The sequence below is a fragment of the Cryptosporangium aurantiacum genome (assembly GCF_900143005.1).
Classification (GTDB): domain Bacteria; phylum Actinomycetota; class Actinomycetes; order Mycobacteriales; family Cryptosporangiaceae; genus Cryptosporangium; species Cryptosporangium aurantiacum.
The window spans coordinates 561402-580006 of record NZ_FRCS01000005.1 but is presented as its reverse complement, the minus strand read 5'-3'; the positions used below and the strand labels follow the sequence as shown (position 1 = coordinate 580006).

Sequence of the window (18605 nt, the reverse complement as noted above, 5' to 3'; positions counted from 1 at the left end):
ATCGCGCCCCGGGCACCGACCCGGAAACCGAGCGGTGGCACGGGCACCACCCCGTGGGCCCCGACCTTCGAGCACCGTGGAGGATCGGACAAGGGTCTTGTTCAGCCCCACCGCAAGAGCCTTGTCACACGCTGACAAAGCTGCTGGGGTGGGCAACATGCCGCGGAACAGCGTCCGGCGGGCAGTGCTCGCCGCCGAGGACACGATCGGCGACCTGGTCGTCGCGGAGATCGTGGCTGAGATCCCGGCCTACCGAGCGCTCGACGTCCGGCAGCTCGCCGAGGTGCGGGCGATCGCGCTCTGGGTGTTACGGCGGATCCTGGATATCTGGGTCGAAGGTGCCGAACTGGGCGACGACGACCTGGCCCGGGTGCGCGGCATCGGCGCCGCGCGAGCCGCCGACGGGCGGCCGCTGCCGAGCGTCCTGCGGGCGTACCGGGTGGCGGCGACCACGGCGATCGACCAGATCGTCGAGCTGGTCGAACCGATGCTGACCGTCGCTGACACGATCGCGTTCGCGCGGCTGTGGCTGACCAGCTTCGATCAGCTGACCGAGGCGATCTACGAGGGATACAGCGCCTCCGCGGAGAGGTTGACCGCCGACCGCGACCGCGCCCTGCGCGATTTCCTCGACGACCTGCTAGTCGGACGCCAGGCGCATCCGGCTGCGGCGGCTGACCGGTCGCGCGCGCTGGGCATCACGCTCCCCAGCCCGCCCCGGCTCCTGGTCGCCGAACGCGAGCCGGCGGACGCGCCCGCCGCGCCGACCGCCGGTGCGCCTGATGCCGGTTCGCACGCCGACGGGCGGCGGCGGAACGTGCGGGGTGGCGCCCAGGCGGCGCCCGGCCCGGTACTGCGCCTCGCCCAGGAGCTCGCGGCCCAGCTCTGCCCGGACGGTGGTGCGCTGAGCACCGTACGCGGCCAGCGCGCCGTCCTGCTACTACCACTGCGCGACGAGGAGACGATCCGCGCCGCTCTCCTCGACCACGGCTGCCGTGGCTGCGCGATCCGGCCGCCGCGCCCGGACACGCTCGTGGACGCCTACCGGCTGGCCTCCCTGGCGCTCGACCTCGCGCCCGCGGACGCGTACGAGGGTGGTCCGTTGCTGGGGGAGTCGGACGGGTACGCGCTGGCGCTGCTCGCCGGGCGTCCACCCGCGGAGCCGGAGACGGTGGCGCGGGTGTTGCTCGGCGCGCTGCTGGACCCCGGCCAGGAGCACGTCCGCCAGGGCCTGGACGCGTTCCTGGCCGCCGGATCGGCCACGACCGCGGCCGCGATGGTCGGGCTGCACCCGCAGAGCCTGCGATACCGGCTCCGGCGGGTCCGTGAACTCACCGGCCGCGACCCGCGCCGCAGCTGGGACCGGTTCGTGCTCGATCTCGGGTCCCGGATCGCCGCCTCGCCGCTCGGCGCCGCGCCGTCCGGGGTGCCGGGAGACTGATGACCGCTCGACGAAGGAGCTAGATGAGCGACGAACACCTCGTGTCCGAACGCGGGATCACCGCCGGGGAGCGGTACGCCGACGGCGACGAGTGGGAGAACCGCCGCACTGCCGGGCCGAACCTCTGGAAGACGCTCGGGTACCGGAGGGCCGGCTGGGCGCCGGGCCGCAGCGTGGTCGAGTGGGAGGCCACCGTCGACTACTGCTTCCCGGCTGCGGGCGGGCCGATCGTCCAGGGCGGGCTCGTGACCGCGCTGCTGGACGCAGCGATGGGCGGAGCGTGCTGGACGGTGCTCGACCGGGACCAGGCGTTCCTCACCGCGGACCTGCGGGTGGAGTTCCTCCGCAGCGCCCACCCGGTGCTGCTGCGCGCGACCGGCGAGGTGATCCGGCGAACCCGGCGGGTGGTCTTCTGCGCCGCCGAGTTGCACGACGCGGACGGCGTCCTGCTGGCCACCAGCCGGTGCACCCAGGTGCTGCTACCGGCCGGCGGCCGCGCCGGACGCTACGGCCCGCCGGAGGCCGACGGCGGCCCGCCACGAGATGCCCGCGGCTGACCGTTGGCGGCTACTCCTCTTTCCCTCTGGCCACGCCGCGGACGCCCGCGAGGATCAGGTCGACGAGCTGATCGAGGTACTCGTCGCTGCGCTCGCGGGCGACGTCGCGCAGCTCCACCGGTGTCACCGCCACGTGCATGATCGTCGTCCCGAGGATCGCGTCGAGCACGAGCGCCGGTGACGTGCCGGGCGGCAGCTCGCCCCGAGCCGTCGCGCGCCGCACGATCTGGCGCGCGGCCAGCACCGTGGGGTGCGTCAGCCGGTCACGATGCTCGGCGAACTCGTCGTGGACCGCGCTCTCGACGACCAGCCGCATGTACGTGATGCCGCCGTCGGCCCAGAACATGCTGAGCAACTGCGCGCCGAGGTGCCGCAGGTCCGACCGGATGTCGCCGGTGTCGATCGAGACGTCCACCGACGCGCGCGCCGCCAGAGCGTCGAACAGCAGTTGCTGTTTGCTGTCCCACCGCAGGTAGAGCGAGGCCTTACCGACGCCGGCGGCACGGGCGACACCGTCGATCGTGAAGCCGGCCCACCCTTTCTGGCCGAACAACTCGATCGCGGCACGAAATACGCGGTCCTCGAGCGCGGGATCGCGCGGTCGGCCCCGCGGTGCGGGCGTACGAGTGGGCGAGGTCGTGGTCACAGGCTGTCCCCCACAGCTTTGGGTCGTGGGTCGTGGGCCGGGCGTGAGAAGCAATCGAGCCTACCTCCGCCCTGCCCGCGGAGGTGCCGGGTCGTACTGGCCCGGTCGGGCCTTTCTGCCCGCCGAACGGGGGGCCGCGACACGAGTTTATTCCGTACGTCATCGAGAGTTAATCGGCGCCGATTGGACTGGAGAACGCCCGAACCGGGTGACGACCCGACCGCGAGCTGAATCGGTTCTGACCGAGCAGGGGGAAACGATGAGGACGACCAGGGTTGCGGCGGTCGCCGCGCCGTTCGGACGCGATCTCGACGAGTGTTTCGGCCGGATCGAGCGGGTGCTCGCGCTCGCGAGGGCACGTGGCGTGCAACTCGTGGCGCTGCCAGGGGCCTGCCTCGGCGGCTACCTGCCGACCCCGAACGCCGGCGACGCCCAGCCCGGGAACGGGGACGGGCAGACGGGGGAAGCCCCGCCCGCGCTCGACCCGGACGGGCCGGAGATCCGGCGGCTGGCCGCGCTCGCCGGCGACATGGTGGTCTGCGCGGGCTACTACGAGCGTGGGGTTGACCGGACCAACAACGGTCCTGATCGGATCGTCCGATACAACAGTGCCGTGTGCGTCACGGGGGACGGAGTACTCGGACGCCATCGAAATGGTGACCAGTTTGGCGCCTTCGCTACTCCAGTGGGCAGAATCGGGATGATGATCAGCTACGACAAGGCCGCTCCCGAGGCCGCCCGCGCGCTCGCCGCCGATGGCGCGGCGATCGGCGTCTGCCTCTCGGCCTGGCCCGCCAGCCGCACGAACCCGTCTCCCGACCTCGGCCGCGACCGGTGGACCCGCCGGTTCGACCTCTTCGACCAGGCACGTGCGGTCGAGAACCAGCTGCTCTGGCTGTCGGCAAACCAGTCCGGCCGGTTCGGCGACCTGCGTTTTGTCGCGAGCGCGAAGGTCGTCGACCCGGGCGGTGACGTGCTCGCCACGACAGGGTTCGCGGCCGGCGCCGCGGTGGCGGACGTGGACGTGGACGAGGCGGTCGGGTTGGCGCGCCGCGCGATGGCCGATCGGGTGAGTGTCCGCGGCACGGCCCGAGAAAGCGTTCCGGTCGCAGCGTGGCAGTGAATTCTTTTCGACCGACCCCTGCGGACGGCGCTCAGCCTGCGAAATCTCTGAGGTTGAAAAGAGTTCAGTTGAGGTTCTGGCTTCGCTTCCGGTCACGGCAACGCGGCGGTAGTTCCGGTCGCGCGTCCGCGCGCCCGCCTCGGCGTCGGCCGACGCCCGGCCCGGCCACGCCGTTACAGGTCGTGGTCGTCGGCGGCGGCATCGGCGGCCTGGCCGCCGCGCTGCTGCTCGGGCGTCGTGGCCACCGCGTGGTCGTCGTCGAACAGGAACCGGTCGCGGCACCGGCCTCGCTGGAGGACGCCCGCTGGTGGTGGCGGTCGAGCGCGCCGCAGGCCGCCCACGCGCACGTGTTCCCGGCGCGCTGCCGGGAGTTGCTCGCCGCCGAGGCGCCCGACGTGCTGGCCGCTCTGCGCCGCGCCGACGTCACCGAGGTACGCCTGACCCGGCAGGCGCCGGGCACGCTGACCGGCCCGGTCGACGACGATCCGCGGCTGGTCGCGCTGGCCGCCCGGCGGTCGGTGTTCGAATGGGTCCTGCGGCGTGCGGTGCTCGCCGAGCGGGGCGTCACGATGCTCTCCGGCCTGCCTGCGTTCGGGCTGGTGCTCGACGGGGCGGACGTCCCGAAGGTCACCGCCGTCCGGCTGAGCGGCGGCCACCTGCTGACCGCGGACCTGGTGGTGGACGCCGCCGGTCGGCGGTCGCCGGTTCCGGACTGGCTGACCGCGGCGGGCGCGCCCGCGCCGGTGATCGAGGAACTCCCGGGCGGCGTCACCTCGCACACCCGGTTCTACGGGGTCCGCGGCGGAGCGAAGCCGCCGACCCGGGTCGTGGGCGGCGTCTACGACGGGTACGCGTGCCGGTTGGTCCCGGCCGACGCCGGTGCGTTCGCGGTGACGTTCGAGGTGCCCGAGGACGAGCGGGCGTTCGACGGCCTCGTCGACGGCCGCGCGTTCGACCGGGCCGCCTCGGCCGTGCCGGGGATCGCCGAGTGGCTCGACCCGAGCCGGTCCCGCCGGCTGACCAGGGTGGCCAGGCTGACCAGCGCGGACAACCGATTGCGGCGGCTGACCCGGGACGGACGCCCGCTGGTCGCCGGTGTGCTCCCGGTGGGCGACGCCGTCTGCGCGACGTCGCCGGGGCTCGGGCACGGCGTGGCGCTGGCCATGCTCTCCGCGGTCCGGCTGGTGCAGGCCGTGGACACGAACCCCGGCGTCGGCCGAGCGGACGCCGAGGCCCGGACGCTCGCGATGGACGCGGCGATAGCAGCCGAGATCGCACCGTGGTTCCACGACGCCGCGGTGCGCGACCGTGGTGTCACGGTCACCGCGCCGAGCCCGGAGGCCCCGCTGACGTATCCCGAGCTGACGCTGGCCGCTCAGCGGGATCCGCGGGTCTGGACGGCGCTCACCCGGCTGCAGAACCTGCTGGTGCTGCCGTCCGCGGTGCTCGCCGACCCGGACATCGTCGCGCGGGCCCGCGGGGTGCTGGCGTCCGGGTGGCAGCCCGAACCGGACGACGTCCCGAGCCACGACGAGCTGGTGGCGCTGCTCTCCGAACAGCGCCACCTCGCCGTAGCGGCCTCAGGCCAGTAGCTCCCGGAACGACGCGCACGTAATGCGCACGGCCTTCTCGGACGCCGGGGAGATCCCCGGCAGTCCGAAGAAGCCGTGGATCAACCCGTCGAACCGGTGCGCGATCGTCCGGACACCGGCCGCCTCGAGCGCCGCCGCGTACGCGTCACCCGCGTCGCGCAGCGGGTCGAACTCGGCGGTGACGACGACGGCCGGCGGCAGCCCGTCCAGGCGTCCGCGCAGCGGCGACAGCCGCGGGTCGGCGAGCTCGGCGGACGGCGGCACGTAGTTCGCGCTGAACCACACCATGTCGGCGCCGGTCAGGAAGTACCCGTCGGAGTTCTCGGACATCGACGGGTACACGTCGGCGAAGTCCGTCGCCGGGTAGATCAGCAGCTGGGCGGCGATCACGTCCCGCCGCTCCTGGGCGACGACCGCGGCGAGGTTGCCACCGGCGCTGTCCCCGGCCACGGCCACCCGGGCGGCGTCCCCGCCCAGCGAGGCGACGTGCGACAGCGCCCACTCCACCGCGGTCAGCGCGTCGTCCACCGGGCCGGGCCATTGCGACTCCGGCGCGAGCCGGTACCCGACGCTGAGCACGACCGCGCCGACCTCGCGGCAGATCCACCGCACCTGGTCGTCGTGCGTGTCGATGTCGCCGATCACGAACCCGCCGCCGTGGAAGAACACGATCGTCGGCACCGGGCCGTCAGCCTCCGGCCGATACACCCGCCCGGGTAACGCGACACCCTCGCTGTCGATCGTCACGTCCTCCACGGACGCGACCGGCACCAGCGATTCCGGCTGGCGCGCGTCGACCGTGAAGCGGCGGAAGTTCAGCCGCGCCGCTTCCGGGGTGCCGTCGCTCAGCTTCGGGACGCCGGGCGCGTTCAGCAGGGCGAGTAAGGGCTGGAGGGACTCGTCGACGGGCAAGGTGCTCTCCTAGATTTTCGCGGTGCTGTGCTCGCCGAAGAACCGGCCGCTCGCGGTGACCTCGGCCTCGAACTGCGGAACCATCGTCCGGGCCTGGCTGAGCAGCACCCGTTCGAACAGCGGTCCGAGGACCAGCGTCCGCAGTGCCGAGACGACGGCGATGGACTTCGGGACGTACACCTTGCGCGCGCGCCGCGCGATGCCGTCGAGCAGCGCGGACGCGCAGTCCTCCACCGAGACCTCGGTGCCCAGCGGGCCGGGCAGGCGGCGCTGGTTCTGCCGGAACGTGCCCAGGTCGTGCTTGAGGTCGCGGGTCATGTCGGTGTCGATCCAGATCGGATGTGCCGACCCGACGGTCACGCCCTTGTGTGCCAGCTCCAGCCGCAGGCCGTTCGCGAACTGCTCGACGCCGGCCTTCGACGCGGCGTACGGCGTCATGCCGGGCAGGATCGTGAACGCGGCGGCCGACGAGATCAGCTGGTAGTGCCCGCGGCTCGCGGTGACCGCCGACAGCGTCGAGGTCACGGTGCGGACCACACCGATCAGGTTCACCTCGATGACCTTGGCGACCGCCTCCGGCGGCGTCACCGCCACCGTGCCGTGGTTCGCGATCCCCGCGTTGGCGACGACGACGTCGATCGCGCCGTGCGCCGCGAGCGTGCTCTCGACCGCGGCGGTCATCGCCTCCTGATCGGTGACGTCGCACTCCGCCCAGCTGTGGCCGGGCCCCAGCGTCTCGGCGAGCGCGGCCAGGCGGTCGGGTTCGAGGCCGAGCAGCGCGACTCGCGCTCCGGCGGCGGCGGCCTGTCTGGCCAGCTCCGCGCCGATGCCGCGGGCGGCGCCGGTGATCAGTACGGTCTTACCGGCCAGGGACATCCGTTGTGACATGGTTTCGCTCCATTGTCAGCGGCCGTGGTACCAGTCGGTACCAGACTGCGGGTGACGGTACCATTCCGGGCGAGGAGGGGTACAGAGGTGACTTCTGCCGCGACGCGTGGTGCCGATCCGGAGCTGGCCACCCCGATCGAGAGCATGAGCGGGCATCGGGGCCGTCTGCTCGCAGGCATGGCCGCTGCTCTGGTCGAAAAGGGGTATGGGGCGGTCACGATCGCCGACATCGCCCGACACGCCCGCGTCTCCAAGCGGACGTTCTACGAGCACTTCGCCGACAAGCAGGAGTGCTTCCTCGCCGTGTACGCGGCCGCGAGCGACCGGCTGCTGCAGCTGGTCGGCGAGGCCGCGCGTCCGGAGCTGGACTGGGTCGAGCAGGTACGGGCGGCCGTGCACGCGTATCTCTCGGCGTTGCAGAACGAGCCCGCGCTCACCCGCACGATGCTGCTCGAGTTGCAGTCCGCCGGGCCGGAGGCGCTGCGGCTGCGCAGGAGAGGGCAGCAGGACTTCGCCACGCTGCTGCTCGACCGGGTCGCCCAGGGCGTCCGGGAACACCCGGGGGCCCGGCCGATCTCACCGGCGATGGCAACCGCGGTGATCGGCGGGCTCAACGAGCTCGTCCTGGAGGCGGTCGAGGACGGCCGGGCCGACCGGCTCACCGACCTGGGCCCCGTCGCCACCGACTTCGTTCGTGCGGTGCTGGTTTCCCCACAAGACTGAGAGGTAGGAGGCCGGGGCGCCGCCGCCCCGGCCCCGCAGGCCTCAGACCTCGAGGTCGCTCTCGATCCGGCTGAGATGGTGCCGCGCCATCGCCAGGTTGGCGCGCTGGCGGTCCAGCGAGATGTAGAGGAACAACCCCTTACCCGAGCGAGACTGCACGGGGCGGATCATGTGGTACTGGTGCCGCAGCGTGATCAGGATGTCCTCGATGCTGTCGCCCAGGTTCAGCATCTCCATCGTGCGCATCTTCGCGCGGACGACGTCGGTGTTGCCTGCCGCGGCGACGTTGAGATCGAAGTCCTTCGTTCCGCCCAGCGTGCCGAGCGCCATGCCGCTGTTGTAGTCCACGAGCGCCACGCCGATCGATCCCTCGATCGTCATGGCCTCTTTCAACGCGGTGTCAACGGATGCCATGTCTTCTCCTTCTACGAGATTGAGGTCGCGCCCGGCGGGCGCGGGTGTTACCGGTTGCTGGGGAGTCGCCGACCACCTCCTCTCATCGGCGTTCCGCCGCGCTCACGGCGTCCAGCAGGAGGGCCAGCCGGTTCGCGACCTGTCTGGCCTCCAGGTGGAGCCGCCCGATGTTGGTCTCCTCGCCGGTCACGACCGTCAGCACCGCGCGCGGACCGGCCGCGTACGTCGCGACGTATCCGTGCGTGCCGCGCGTGACGGTCTCGGCGAAGTTGCCCGGTCCCACCGTCTGGATCAGACGCTGGCTCAGCCCGAGGACGGCCGCCGACAGCGCGGCCAGCCCGTCCGGCTCGATGCCGTGGGTGTCGTGCGCGACCAGCCGCCCGTCCACGCTCGCGACCAAGCTGCCTGCCACGTGGCGGACCCGGTCGCGCAAACCTCGGATCTCGGCCAGCACGTCCGCCTCGATCTCGCGCTCCACCCCACTGCCTCCATCGGTTCCGAACGCCTTCTTTCCGATCAGCCGGGTCGGCCGCTTCGGCAGTGCCGTACCGAGCCGCGGGCCGGGCAGCTCGGACGTACGGCGGGGTCCGAGCGGCCAGCGCGCGGTCACCGCAGACCCTCGAGCGCGGTACGGACCCGGGACAGCAGGCCCTGGTCCGGTTCCGGCACGTCGAGGATCGAGTTGTCAGACCGCCCGTCGGCTCGCGGTCCGACCGGCACGACACCGCGGAGCGCCGCACCCGGCTGACGGCGCGGCAGTGGCGTGGGCTGTCCCGGGTTGTCCCGACGGGGGAGGTCCGGCTTGCGCCTGCTGCCGCTCCCGCGGCCGGCGGCGTTGAGCAGACCCGACCGCCAGCCCTCGGTCTCCGGCTGCGGCTCCGCGGGGGTGCTGTCCTCAACTGCCGGTGTGGACGCCGTCCGAGCGGCCGATTCGCGCTGGACGCCGTTCTTCGGGGCGTCGTCGGCCGTACTCCATGTCGGCGCCTCGGTCGTACCGCGAGCCGCCACCCGGATCAGACCGGCGGTGACCAGCCGCCTGGCCTCCAGCACCGAGTTGAACGCCGACCGCCCGAGGAGCCGAGCCAGCTCCCGCGGAGAACGGCGCCCGTCGGCGTGGACGATCAACTCCCACTGCACGTCGGTGAGGACGACGTGGTGCCGTCCCAACCGTCCCGCGGCGACCACCGGCTGGTCGTCGATGTCGCCCGGTGGCGTCCGTTCGAGTAATCGGCGCCGCTTCCGCACCTGCGCGTCGAGCCCGGCGGTGCCGACCCGCCGCAGCGCGCCCCACCAGTGGCCTTCGCCCGGCGCGAACCGGACCGGCCCGGCCTCCGCGGGCGACGCGGTGAGCAACACGTACGCCCCGTCGATGATCGCCGCGCTGGTGCACAGCTCGGCCTCGCCCCGGCTGAGCGCGCCGGACTTGATCAGGACCTCGCCGACCTGCCCGGCCGCGGCACCGGCGGTCCAGGCGGTCTGGAACACCGCGGGCGACACAGTGCCGGACGCCTGTAACAGGCAGTCGACGCCCGGCGCCGCGGACGTGTGGACGTAGTAGACCTCGCCGTCGACCAGGTAGATCGACCCGCCGACGGTGCCCTCGACGTGCAGCGCCCCGGTGGCGCGTGCCGCGGTCAATTCGTCCAGTGCCTCCGGAACAGCCGCCCAGCGGCGGGGACCGTCCACCGTGGCCACAGCCTCCACCGACGCGGTGGCTCTCGGCGCCGACATCAGCCGAGCACCAGGTCGGCGGCGAGCCCGGCGAGCCGGTGCCGGGCGATCGCGAGGTTGGCGTGTTCCCGGTCCAACCACAGGTAGAGGAAGAGTCGGCTGTCCAGCTTCGCGTTGAGGAACCGCAGGACGTGGTACCGGGCGGCGGACGCCACGACGATGTCCTCGACGACGTCGCCGACGGCAGAGACCGCGAACGTTGCGTTCTCCAACGCGGCGCGCGCGACCTCGGTGGCGCCGGCGGCAGCGGGCTCCTCACCGCACGGCCAGTCGCCCGCGCTGCCTACGGCGAGCCCGGAGGCATAGTCGACCAATCCGGCGCCGAGGACGCCGGGGATGGACATGGCGTGGCGGAGGCTCTCGTCGATCCCGGGCACACGTCACCTCTCCGTGCCGGTGAGGCCGGCCCGCGCGGTTACTGGTGAGCAGCCAGTGCCGAGCGGGGCCAGCCGGTCGTGCGCCCCGGGGGGATCTTACGACTACAGCCAGCGCTGATGTGAGCGCTGTGCGTATTCTGTTAGGTTCGGGTTTATACGTCCACGTATCGATTTGCCCGGGCGGCCTGCCGTCGCAGGTCAGGGCCTTCGAGGGGACGTCGGGCGGCCGCCCGGTTCCGGTTGGTCGATACCGCCCGTATGCTCGGCGCTCGTCAGAGTTTGCGGGATATCGACGCTCAGCGGAGGCGTGCGCGTGGCGGTCCACGCCGGAAGCACCGGGGTCGTGGTGGCCTCGGCGGTCGTCGACGCCGTTGCCCACCGCTGGTGGCAGATCGCCAACGAGACCTGCTTCGTCCCGATGAGTTCGGCCGAGATCGAAGCCGAGTTGCGGGGCCACACCGCCCGGCTCCTCCGGTCGCTCTCCACGGTTCCGTTCCGCACCACCCCGGCCCGTGAGGTCGGCACGGCGCTGGTGGCCCGGCACTTCGCTGATCCGGACTTCATCGGCCGGACCGTCGAGCTGTTCGACGACACGGTGCTGGCGCCGCTCGGCGTCCCGACCGCGTCCCGGGTCGTCCGGGGACCGAACGGCAACGCCGATCGCTCCACGCGGCTCTCCGCGCTCCGGTCCGCGCTCGTGGCCGGTTACACCGAGGCGCTGCGGGCGCAGACGCTCGCCCAGCAGGAGGAGTTGCGCCGGGCCGACCTGCACGCCCGGAGCGAGCTGGAGGCGGCGTCCCGTGCGCACGCCGCCCGCTTCCGCGCGGTGTTCGAGAACGCGGCCGTCGGCATCGCGATCAGCGAGTGGGACGGCACGATCCTGGAGGCCAACCCGGCGCTCCGGGCGATGCTCGGCTACACGCTCCGGCAACTGCGCCAGCGGCGGCTGGACGATCTGGTCCACCGGGACGGTGCGTTCGCCGGCCCGACCGACGTGGGGGTACGCGGCGAGAACGGGATGCCGGTCTCCGGCGAGCGCCCGCTCGTCGTCAACGGTGGCGGCGTCATCTGGGCACAGCTGACGACGTCGGTCATCACGCCGGGCGAGGACTCGTTCGAGCCGCCACCGCCCGGCGGCCCCGGCCGGGAGCTCTCGCCGGTCGGTGAGACGAGCGGCGTCCGATACCAGCTCACGGTGGTCGAGGACGTCACCGAGCGCCGCCGGATGCGCGCCCGGCTCGTCCACCAGGCGCTGCACGATCCGCTGACCAGCCTGCCCAACCGCGCGCTGTTCTTCGACCGGCTCCGCGAGGTGCTGGTTCGCACCGGGCCGCGCGACCCGGTCGGCATCCTGATCATCGACATCGACGGGCTGGCTGCGGTCAACGACAGCCTGGGGCACGAGGCCGGTGACCAGATCCTCGCGTCGGTGGCCGACCGGCTCACCGAGGAGATCGCCAGGGCCGGCCATCTGGTCGCGCGCATCGACGGGGACGACTTCGCGGTCCTGGTCGGGCCGGGTGGCTACCGCGGGGCCGCCGAGGCGCTGGCTCGCCGGGTGCTCGCGGTGCTGGCCCGTCCGTTCGCCGTGGGCGCGCACGCGATCCCGGTGACCGCGACGATCGGTGTGGCCGAAGTGGACGCGGCAGGCGTCGACGCGTCCGGGATGCTGCGGGCGGCGCAGACCGCGCTGGAGTGGGCCAAGGCCGACCCGACCCGCTCCTGGGCGGCGTTCGAGTCCGGCCGCGGCGAGCGGGAGACGGCCCGGCGCCGGCTCGCGGCCGCGATGCCGGCGGCGCTGGAGAGCGGCGCGTTCCAACTGGACTTCCAGCCGATCGTCGGGTTCGCGGACGGCACGGTGCGGGCCGCCGAGGCGCTGGTGCGATGGAAGCATCCGCGGTTCGGGGTACTCGGCCCCGCGCAGTTCATCCCGCTGGCGGAGGAGACCGGGTTCATCGTCCCGTTGGGACGGTGGGTGCTGGCCGAGGCGTGCAGGCAAGCGTCCGGCTGGCGGACGTCCGGCGGGCAGGCGCCGGTGGTGAGCGTCAACATCGCCGCGCGGCAGGTGACCGACCCCTCGCTGCTCAACGACGTCGCCGTGGTGCTGGACCGGACCGGGCTGCCACCGGAACGGCTGCAGCTGGAGATCACCGAGAGCGCGATCGTCGGCAGCGTCGAGGCGCCGAGCGAGGTGTTGCAGGCGCTGGCCGGCGAGGGCGTCCGGATTGCGATCGACGACTTCGGCTCCGGCTTCTCCAACCTCTCGACGCTGCGGCACCTCCCGGTGCGGGAGCTGAAGCTGGCCGGGCCGTTCCTCCAGGACATCGCGAACGAACCACCAGCGGTGGGGCCGGGGGAGGCCGCGGCAGCTCCGGCGGCGATCGCGCAGGCCGGACGGGCGCTCGAGCGGCGTCCGGCGGATCGGGAGGCCGGTGCCGACCACGACGTCGTCGGTGCGCTGGTCGGGCTGGCGCACGCGCTCGGGCTCAGCGTCACCGCCGAGGGCGTCGAGACCGCCGGACAGGCCGAGCGCCTGCGGGAGATGGGCTGTGACGCCGGGCAGGGCTGGTACTTCGCCAGCCCGATGCCGCCCGACGAGTTCGCCGCGTCCCTGGCGCAGGCCTAGTTCCGGGCCTGACCCCCCTCGGTGGCGAGGTCGGCCGACGCGAGGGTCTGCCAGGTCACCAGGACGACCGTGCTGATCCGGACCGCGTGCAGCCGCACCGATCGCCGCGCCACGTCGTCCACAGTGTTCTCGCCGTCCGCGGGCCAGGGGGCGGTCACCAGCGCACCGGTCGCCAACGCCCGGCGGCAGGCGTTGAGCAGCAGCGTCGCCGGCGGGCCCGGGAAGAGCGAGCTCGCGGTCGCGCGCAGCAGCCGCTCCCGGGACCGGCCGGTCCAGCCCACCGCGGGCCGGTTGGCGTGGTCGATCTGGAAGTCGGCCACCGCGCCACGCTCGGTCGGTACCGGGCTCACCACCATCGCCGGCTCGCCGAACGCGTTCAGCGCCCGGTCGATCCAGTTTCCCCGTCCGCCGTCCGCGCCGACCGCACCGGACCGCGCCACGACGTCGGCGGCGATCTGGACGAGCTTCACGTTCGTGCTCTGCGAGAGCGTGACCAGTCGCGTGAACGCGGCCTCATCGTCCACTCCGTAGCGCTCCATGAACACGCCCTTGGCCTGTTCGATGACGGCGCGACGGCTCATCGCCTCGCGCAGGCCGTCGATTTCGGCCCGTGCCGTCAGAAGCTCGTCGCGCAGCGTCGCGACGTCGCTCGGGGTCGCGGAGTCACCCGCAGCAACCACTAGCCAGCCACCCCTCCCATTAGGGCGGCTGGCTGCTCAACCGTGTTCCCGAAGATGTGCGGCTGCCATTATGCCGATCGTCCGCGAGTGGTGCTGCAACCCCGTCCCCGGTCGGTGACCCGAACGTGACCGGACGTCAGCCCAGGAGCCAGCGAGCGCCCAGCAGAAGGCACGTGAGCGCGACGAACGCGAACAGCGCGACCCAGAGCAACGGATGGAGCCCGGTCAACCGCGCGAGCTGGTCGGCGTCCGACTGTGGGGCTTGTCCGCGGCGGCGGAGCCGCTGCAGTTCGACCACCGGGCGGGCGCCGCCGACGAGCAGGAACCAGGTGAACGCGTAGGCGAACCCGGCCTGCGCGGTGGGCGTGCCGAACCACGACACGACGAACACGAGGCCGCCGGTCACCAGCACCGACGCGACACCGTAGACGTTGCGGATCATCACCAGCAGCGCGGCGAGCCCGACCACGGCGAGCCAGAGCAGCGCGGTGATGTGCCCCGCGGTGAGCAGGACCGCGCCGAGCAGACCCAGCAGCGACGGCGTGATGTAGCCGGCGGCGCCGGTGGCCACCATGCCCGGCCCGTACGGCTTGCCGCGAGAGACCGTCACGCCGGAGGTGTCGGAGTGCAGGCGGATGCCGGTCAGCCGCCGGCCGCTCAGCACCGCCGCGGCCGCGTGGCCGCCCTCGTGTGCGATCGTCACGACGTTCCGGGAGATCCGCCAGAGCGGGTGCGGGACGACCGCTACCAGCGCTACGACCGCGGCCGTCAGCACGAGCCACCGTGGCGGGTCGGGCTGCGTCCCCAGAACGTTGGTCCAGACCTCGCTCAGGCTCCGCCCGTCCACCTGGCTCCTTCGCGATCCGCCTGCAACTGTCGCGGGCAGGGTCGCACATCCCCACCAGCGTCGGTCGAGCAGGCGGGGGTGGGCGTTTACGGAGGGTGGTGCCCCTGTGATCAGAGCGTGAGATAATCCATTATTGGGGTCATTGAAACCTATCGGACTCAGTGTCCGATTCGGCAGTTGTGGCACTTGCGAGGGGGAGCGATGCGGGGAGATTCCGCGGGTAGGACGGCCGGCGGCCTGGTCGTCGCCGTCGGTCTGGTCACCGCCGTTGCCGGCGGCCTGTTCGGGACCCCGGCGCACGCGGCCACCGGGACCACCGAAGCGACCGGCCACCGGGCCATCGGGGATACCGGCACAAAAGCCGGGACGACGTCCGGCACGGTCGAGGGGCAGGGCGAGCCCACCGAGGGCACGCCGGGCGCCGGGAGCAGCTGGACGGTACGCCGGTCGGTCACCGACGGGGTGACGGTGACGGTCACGGGCGCGATTCCCGCGGGCGTCACGGAGTCGGTCACCGAGTCGGTCGGTGGGGCCGTGACCGGGGCGGTCGCCGGGACCGTATCCGGGTCGGTTGATACCGGCCTGCCCATTGGGTCCAGCTGGACCTGACCGTTGCGCCGAATTCGTGCACCTTTCCGGGAAGACCGATCAGCAGGTCCTGCATGATGTGATCGCCGAAGCTGGGCCGTCCGTGCTCCTTTCATCCGGATGGACGGGCTGGAAACTGCCGGGGAGGTGCGCGTGGCCGACGTGACGAGGCGGCGCATCGCCGGGGTGCCGACCCGTCTCTGGCCACTCGTTCTCGTCACCGCCGCGGTCGGCGCCGCGGGCACCCAAGCGGCGATCACGGTCGCCGGCGGGGGCCTCGCGCCCGCCTGGCTGATCCCGATCTTCATCGGGTTGTTCCTGGTCGGCGAGGCCACGCAGCTGCACGTCCAGCTGCGCCGCGAGACGCACTCGTTCTCGATCTCCGAGATTCCGCTGGTCCTCGGCCTGTACTGGCTCTCGCCGCTGGCGCTGGTGCTCAGCCGGCTGACCGCGGTGATCGTGGTCAACGCGGTTCGCCGCACCACGCCCCACAAATTCGTCACGAACACCACGGTGGCCGCCGCCGAGACCGGCGTCGCCGTCGCGGTGTTCGCGTACATGAGCCCGCTCGACACCACTCAGCCGCTGCTCTGGATCTCGATGCTGCTCGCGGTGGGGCTCGCCGACTTGGTGAGCTTCGCGGGCATCCTGGCCGCGATCACGCTCTACGAGGGGCGCCCGGCGCCGGTCGCGGTGACCCGGCTGGTGATCGCCTCGATCTCGGTCGGTGTGCTGAACACCACGGTCGGCCTCGTCGTGCTGATCGTGCTCAAGGTCAACATGCTGGCGCTGGTGTTGCTGGTCGTGCTGGCGGTGGTGCTCGTCATGGGCTACCGCGCCTACGCTCAGTTCCTCGCCCAGCACAAGAGCCTGGGGGAGTTGTACGCGTTCACCAGGGCGGTGAGCACGGCCAGGCAGGAGAACAGCCTCGCCGACACGATGCTGACCAGGGTTCGGGAACTGCTCTCCGCGGAGTCCGCCACGCTCTGGATGCCGGCCCTCGGACGCCACCCGGAGACCGCGCTGGTCGCCCGGGTCGACCAGGCGGGCCTGATCGACGAACAGCTGGGTGAGGACCCGATCCGGCGTCGGGTGCTCGACACCGGCGTCACCGTGCATCTGGGCCCCCGCGGCGCCAACGCCGACCTGCGGCTGCGCCGGGCACTGCGCGGACGCGACGTCAAAGACCTGATCGTGGTCCCGCTCCGCTCGGGCACCGCGGTCGTCGGCTGCCTGGAGGTCGCCGACCGGCTGCACGACCTGGCGACGTTCGGGGCCGCGGACGTCCGGCTGCTGGAGACGCTCGCCGCGCACGCCGCGGTTGCCGTGGAGAACTCCCGCCTGGTCGAGCGGCTGCGTTATGACGCGTATCACGACACGACGACCGGGCTGCCGAACCGTCGCCGGCTGGTCGAGGCCGTCGAGGCCGCGATCGCCGTCGATCCGGTGCCCGACGAGGTCGTGGCGCTGCTCGAGTTCGATATCGACGCCCTGCGCGGCGTCAACGAGACGCTGGGCCACAAGGCGGGTGACCGGCTGCTCGCTGAGGTCGGACGCCGTCTGCGCGAACACGCGCCGGACGGTGCCCTGGTCGCGCGCCTCGGTGGCGACGAGTTCGCGGTGCTGCTGCGCGCGTCGGGCGTCGACTGCGTGGTGGCGCTCGCCACCGACCTGCGGCGGGTCGCGATCGAGCCGTTCCCGCTGGAGAACTTCACGATCGAGGTCGGTGCCGCGGTCGGCGTCGTCCTGTTCCCCGACCACGCCGACGACAGCGAGACGCTGCTCCGCCGGGTCGATGCGGCCACCGACGCCGCGAAGGCGTTGCCACGTGGCGTGGCGGTCTACAGCGGCGCGATGGAGTCGCGCAGCGTCCACCGGCTGGGGTTGGTGCCCGAGCTTCGGCGGGCGATCGAGCAGGACGAGCTGACCGTCCACTACCAGCCCAAGGTGGCCCTGGCGACGCGCGAGCTGATCGGCGTCGAATGCCTGGTCCGGTGGAACCACCCGGAGCAGGGCCTGCTGATGCCCGGCGAGTTCGTGCCGGTCGCCGAGCACACCGGCCTGATCGGGCCGCTCACCCGGTGGGTGCTGCGGAACGCGCTGGCCGAGTGCCGCCGCTGGCAGGACCAGGGGCGTCCGCTCGGGGTCTCGGTCAACCTGTCCGCCCGCACGCTGCAGGACCCGGACTTCCCCGACGAGCTCGACCAGTTGCTCGCCGACGCCGGGGTGCCGCCCGAGCTACTCACGCTGGAGATCATCGAGGGCGGCGCACTGACCGATGCGGAGCGCCCATTGGCGACGCTGCGGCGGCTCGCCGAGCGGGGCGTCCGGCTGTCCCTCGACGACTTCGGGGTCGGGACGTCGGCGTTCAGTTACCTCCGCACGATCCCGGTCCACGAGATCAAGATCGACCGCTCGTTCGTCCTGGGCATGAACACCGACGCGGCGGACCTCGGCATCGTCCGGTCGATCGTCGGGCTGGGCCGCCATCTGGGGCTCTCGGTGGTGGCCGAGGGCGTCGAGAGCGAGCGGGCGCTGGCGCACCTGGAGGAGATGGGCTGCGACATCGCCCAGGGCTTCCTGTTCGCCCGGCCGCTGCCGCAGGACCGGCTGGAGTCGTGGGTCGCTGCGCGGACCGAATCGACCACGGAGTCGTCGGGGGATCCGTCCGGGGAATCGTCCGGCGACGCCGCAGCGGCCGACGAGGCGACGCGCCGGTTGCGCGTCGTCGGCCAGCACGGATAACCGCTGGTCAGAAGGCTTTTTGTGCGGATGGGCGATACCGATTTCGCATCCGCGGGGCGGGCCGTGTAACCTTTGCAGCGGCTCGCAAGGCCCCCTTAGCTCAGTCGGCAGAGCGTCTCCATGGTAAGGAGAAGGTCTACGGTTCGATTCCGTAAGGGGGCTCCGATTCCGGCCTCGGCCGGTGTGCCCGGCAGTGCAGGCTTGCTGCCATGGCGGTGTAGCTCAGATGGCAGAGCAAGCGGCTCATAATCGCTGTGTCGCCGGTTCAAGTCCGGCCACCGCTACCGCCACTCCCGGTCGGCCACACGGTCGGCCGGTGCCAGGTAAGCTAGTTGGTCGAGTCCCGACCCGATCTTGTAGAAAGAGGCACTCCCGTGGCCGCCACCGACGTCCGACCGAAGATCACGATGGCTTGCGTGGAGTGCAAGAACCGGAACTACATCACTAAGAAGAACCGGCGGAACGACCCCGACCGGCTCGAGGTGAAGAAGTTCTGCCCGAATTGTGGCAAGCACCAGCCCCACCGCGAGACCCGCTAAGAAGTTCTGCGCCGCGTTGGGTTGTGGCAAGCACCAGCCCCACCGCGAGACCCGCTGACTTTCGCGCTCAACGGCGCCGCCCCTGTGGGGTGGCGCCGTTTGTGTGTGAGACGGGCCACGGTCGGCGGCGGGACGTTACCGGTAGGTTGCGGTGAAACTCGACCCGAAGGAGGCGC

General features: G+C 72.2%; 18 protein-coding genes and 2 tRNA genes. 11 read left to right on the top strand and 9 right to left on the bottom strand.

Annotated elements, in window-relative coordinates:
• Positions 1-157: 157 nt before the first annotated feature.
• Both BUB75_RS20370 and BUB75_RS20365 read left to right on the top strand, forming a co-directional pair.
• Positions 158-1441, top strand: coding sequence for an RsbRD N-terminal domain-containing protein (locus BUB75_RS20370; RefSeq protein WP_073259220.1), 1284 nt, complete (start codon positions 158-160; stop codon positions 1439-1441).
• Positions 1442-1464: 23 nt separating this feature from the next.
• On the top strand, positions 1465-1998 hold the full coding sequence (locus BUB75_RS20365; protein ID WP_073259102.1) for a PaaI family thioesterase: 534 nt from the start codon (positions 1465-1467) through the stop codon (positions 1996-1998).
• 10 nt (positions 1999-2008) lie between these two features.
• Here the strand turns inward: BUB75_RS20365 and BUB75_RS20360 are convergent, their stop codons facing one another.
• A complete protein-coding gene (locus BUB75_RS20360; RefSeq protein WP_073259101.1) occupies positions 2009-2644 on the bottom strand; it encodes a TetR/AcrR family transcriptional regulator in 636 nt (211 codons plus the stop codon).
• A 259-nt stretch (positions 2645-2903) separates the two neighbouring features.
• On the opposite strand from BUB75_RS20360, the gene BUB75_RS20355 reads away from it, so the two are divergent.
• Both BUB75_RS20355 and BUB75_RS20350 read left to right on the top strand, forming a co-directional pair.
• Positions 2904-3767, top strand: coding sequence for a carbon-nitrogen hydrolase family protein (locus BUB75_RS20355; protein WP_073259100.1), 864 nt, complete (start codon positions 2904-2906; stop codon positions 3765-3767).
• 68 nt (positions 3768-3835) lie between these two features.
• Positions 3836-5359: an NAD(P)/FAD-dependent oxidoreductase gene (locus tag BUB75_RS20350; RefSeq protein ID WP_178379925.1), complete on the top strand. Its 1524-nt coding sequence runs from the start codon at positions 3836-3838 to the stop codon at positions 5357-5359.
• Here BUB75_RS20350 and BUB75_RS20345 read toward each other — a convergent pair.
• Positions 5348-6271 carry an alpha/beta hydrolase gene (locus BUB75_RS20345; protein ID WP_073259098.1) on the bottom strand — a complete coding sequence of 308 codons (924 nt, stop codon included), beginning with the start codon at positions 6269-6271 and terminating at the stop codon, positions 5348-5350. The two genes, BUB75_RS20350 and BUB75_RS20345, sit on opposite strands and share 12 nt — an antisense overlap.
• A gap of 9 nt (positions 6272-6280) precedes the next feature.
• Positions 6281-7159, bottom strand: coding sequence for an SDR family oxidoreductase (locus BUB75_RS20340; protein WP_084741514.1), 879 nt, complete (start codon positions 7157-7159; stop codon positions 6281-6283).
• 87 nt (positions 7160-7246) lie between these two features.
• On the opposite strand from BUB75_RS20340, the gene BUB75_RS20335 reads away from it, so the two are divergent.
• Positions 7247-7882 carry a TetR/AcrR family transcriptional regulator gene (locus BUB75_RS20335; RefSeq protein ID WP_084741513.1) on the top strand — a complete coding sequence of 212 codons (636 nt, stop codon included), beginning with the start codon at positions 7247-7249 and terminating at the stop codon, positions 7880-7882.
• A 42-nt stretch (positions 7883-7924) separates the two neighbouring features.
• Here the strand turns inward: BUB75_RS20335 and BUB75_RS20330 are convergent, their stop codons facing one another.
• From BUB75_RS20330 to BUB75_RS20315, 4 genes are all read right to left on the bottom strand, one after another.
• Positions 7925-8296 (bottom strand): hypothetical protein, encoded by a 372-nt coding sequence (locus BUB75_RS20330; protein WP_073259096.1) that lies wholly within the window; start codon positions 8294-8296, stop codon positions 7925-7927.
• A gap of 82 nt (positions 8297-8378) precedes the next feature.
• A complete protein-coding gene (locus BUB75_RS20325; RefSeq protein ID WP_245806286.1) occupies positions 8379-8906 on the bottom strand; it encodes a roadblock/LC7 domain-containing protein in 528 nt (175 codons plus the stop codon).
• Positions 8903-10027, bottom strand: coding sequence for a hypothetical protein (locus BUB75_RS20320; protein WP_073259095.1), 1125 nt, complete (start codon positions 10025-10027; stop codon positions 8903-8905). The genes BUB75_RS20325 and BUB75_RS20320 overlap by 4 nt, the downstream gene beginning before the upstream one ends.
• A complete protein-coding gene (locus tag BUB75_RS20315) occupies positions 10027-10404 on the bottom strand; it encodes a hypothetical protein (protein WP_073259094.1) in 378 nt (125 codons plus the stop codon). Before BUB75_RS20315 ends, BUB75_RS20320 begins: the two co-directional genes overlap by 1 nt.
• Positions 10405-10717: 313 nt before the next feature.
• On the opposite strand from BUB75_RS20315, the gene BUB75_RS20310 reads away from it, so the two are divergent.
• Positions 10718-13030 (top strand): putative bifunctional diguanylate cyclase/phosphodiesterase, encoded by a 2313-nt coding sequence (locus tag BUB75_RS20310; RefSeq protein WP_084741512.1) that lies wholly within the window; start codon positions 10718-10720, stop codon positions 13028-13030.
• On the opposite strand, the gene BUB75_RS20305 is transcribed toward BUB75_RS20310, so the two are convergent.
• Both BUB75_RS20305 and BUB75_RS20300 read right to left on the bottom strand, forming a co-directional pair.
• Positions 13027-13710 carry an ANTAR domain-containing protein gene (locus BUB75_RS20305; RefSeq protein WP_073259093.1) on the bottom strand — a complete coding sequence of 228 codons (684 nt, stop codon included), beginning with the start codon at positions 13708-13710 and terminating at the stop codon, positions 13027-13029. The two genes, BUB75_RS20310 and BUB75_RS20305, sit on opposite strands and share 4 nt — an antisense overlap.
• 136 nt (positions 13711-13846) lie before the next feature.
• Positions 13847-14557, bottom strand: a complete 711-nt coding sequence (locus BUB75_RS20300) for a M50 family metallopeptidase (protein WP_073259092.1) — start codon at positions 14555-14557, stop codon at positions 13847-13849.
• Positions 14558-14758: 201 nt separating this feature from the next.
• Between BUB75_RS20300 and BUB75_RS20295 the strand changes: the two genes are divergently transcribed.
• From BUB75_RS20295 to rpmG, 5 genes are all read left to right on the top strand, one after another.
• Positions 14759-15166, top strand: coding sequence for a hypothetical protein (locus BUB75_RS20295; RefSeq protein WP_073259091.1), 408 nt, complete (start codon positions 14759-14761; stop codon positions 15164-15166).
• Positions 15167-15298: 132 nt separating this feature from the next.
• Positions 15299-17890 (top strand): putative bifunctional diguanylate cyclase/phosphodiesterase, encoded by a 2592-nt coding sequence (locus tag BUB75_RS20290; protein WP_178379924.1) that lies wholly within the window; start codon positions 15299-15301, stop codon positions 17888-17890.
• Positions 17891-17979: 89 nt separating this feature from the next.
• Positions 17980-18052 (top strand) — tRNA-Thr (locus BUB75_RS20285).
• A 49-nt stretch (positions 18053-18101) separates the two neighbouring features.
• Positions 18102-18174, top strand: a tRNA-Met gene (locus BUB75_RS20280).
• Between the two features lie 123 nt (positions 18175-18297).
• Positions 18298-18429 (top strand): 50S ribosomal protein L33, encoded by a 132-nt coding sequence (rpmG, locus tag BUB75_RS20275; RefSeq protein WP_240746576.1) that lies wholly within the window; start codon positions 18298-18300, stop codon positions 18427-18429.
• Positions 18430-18605: the final 176 nt, after the last annotated feature.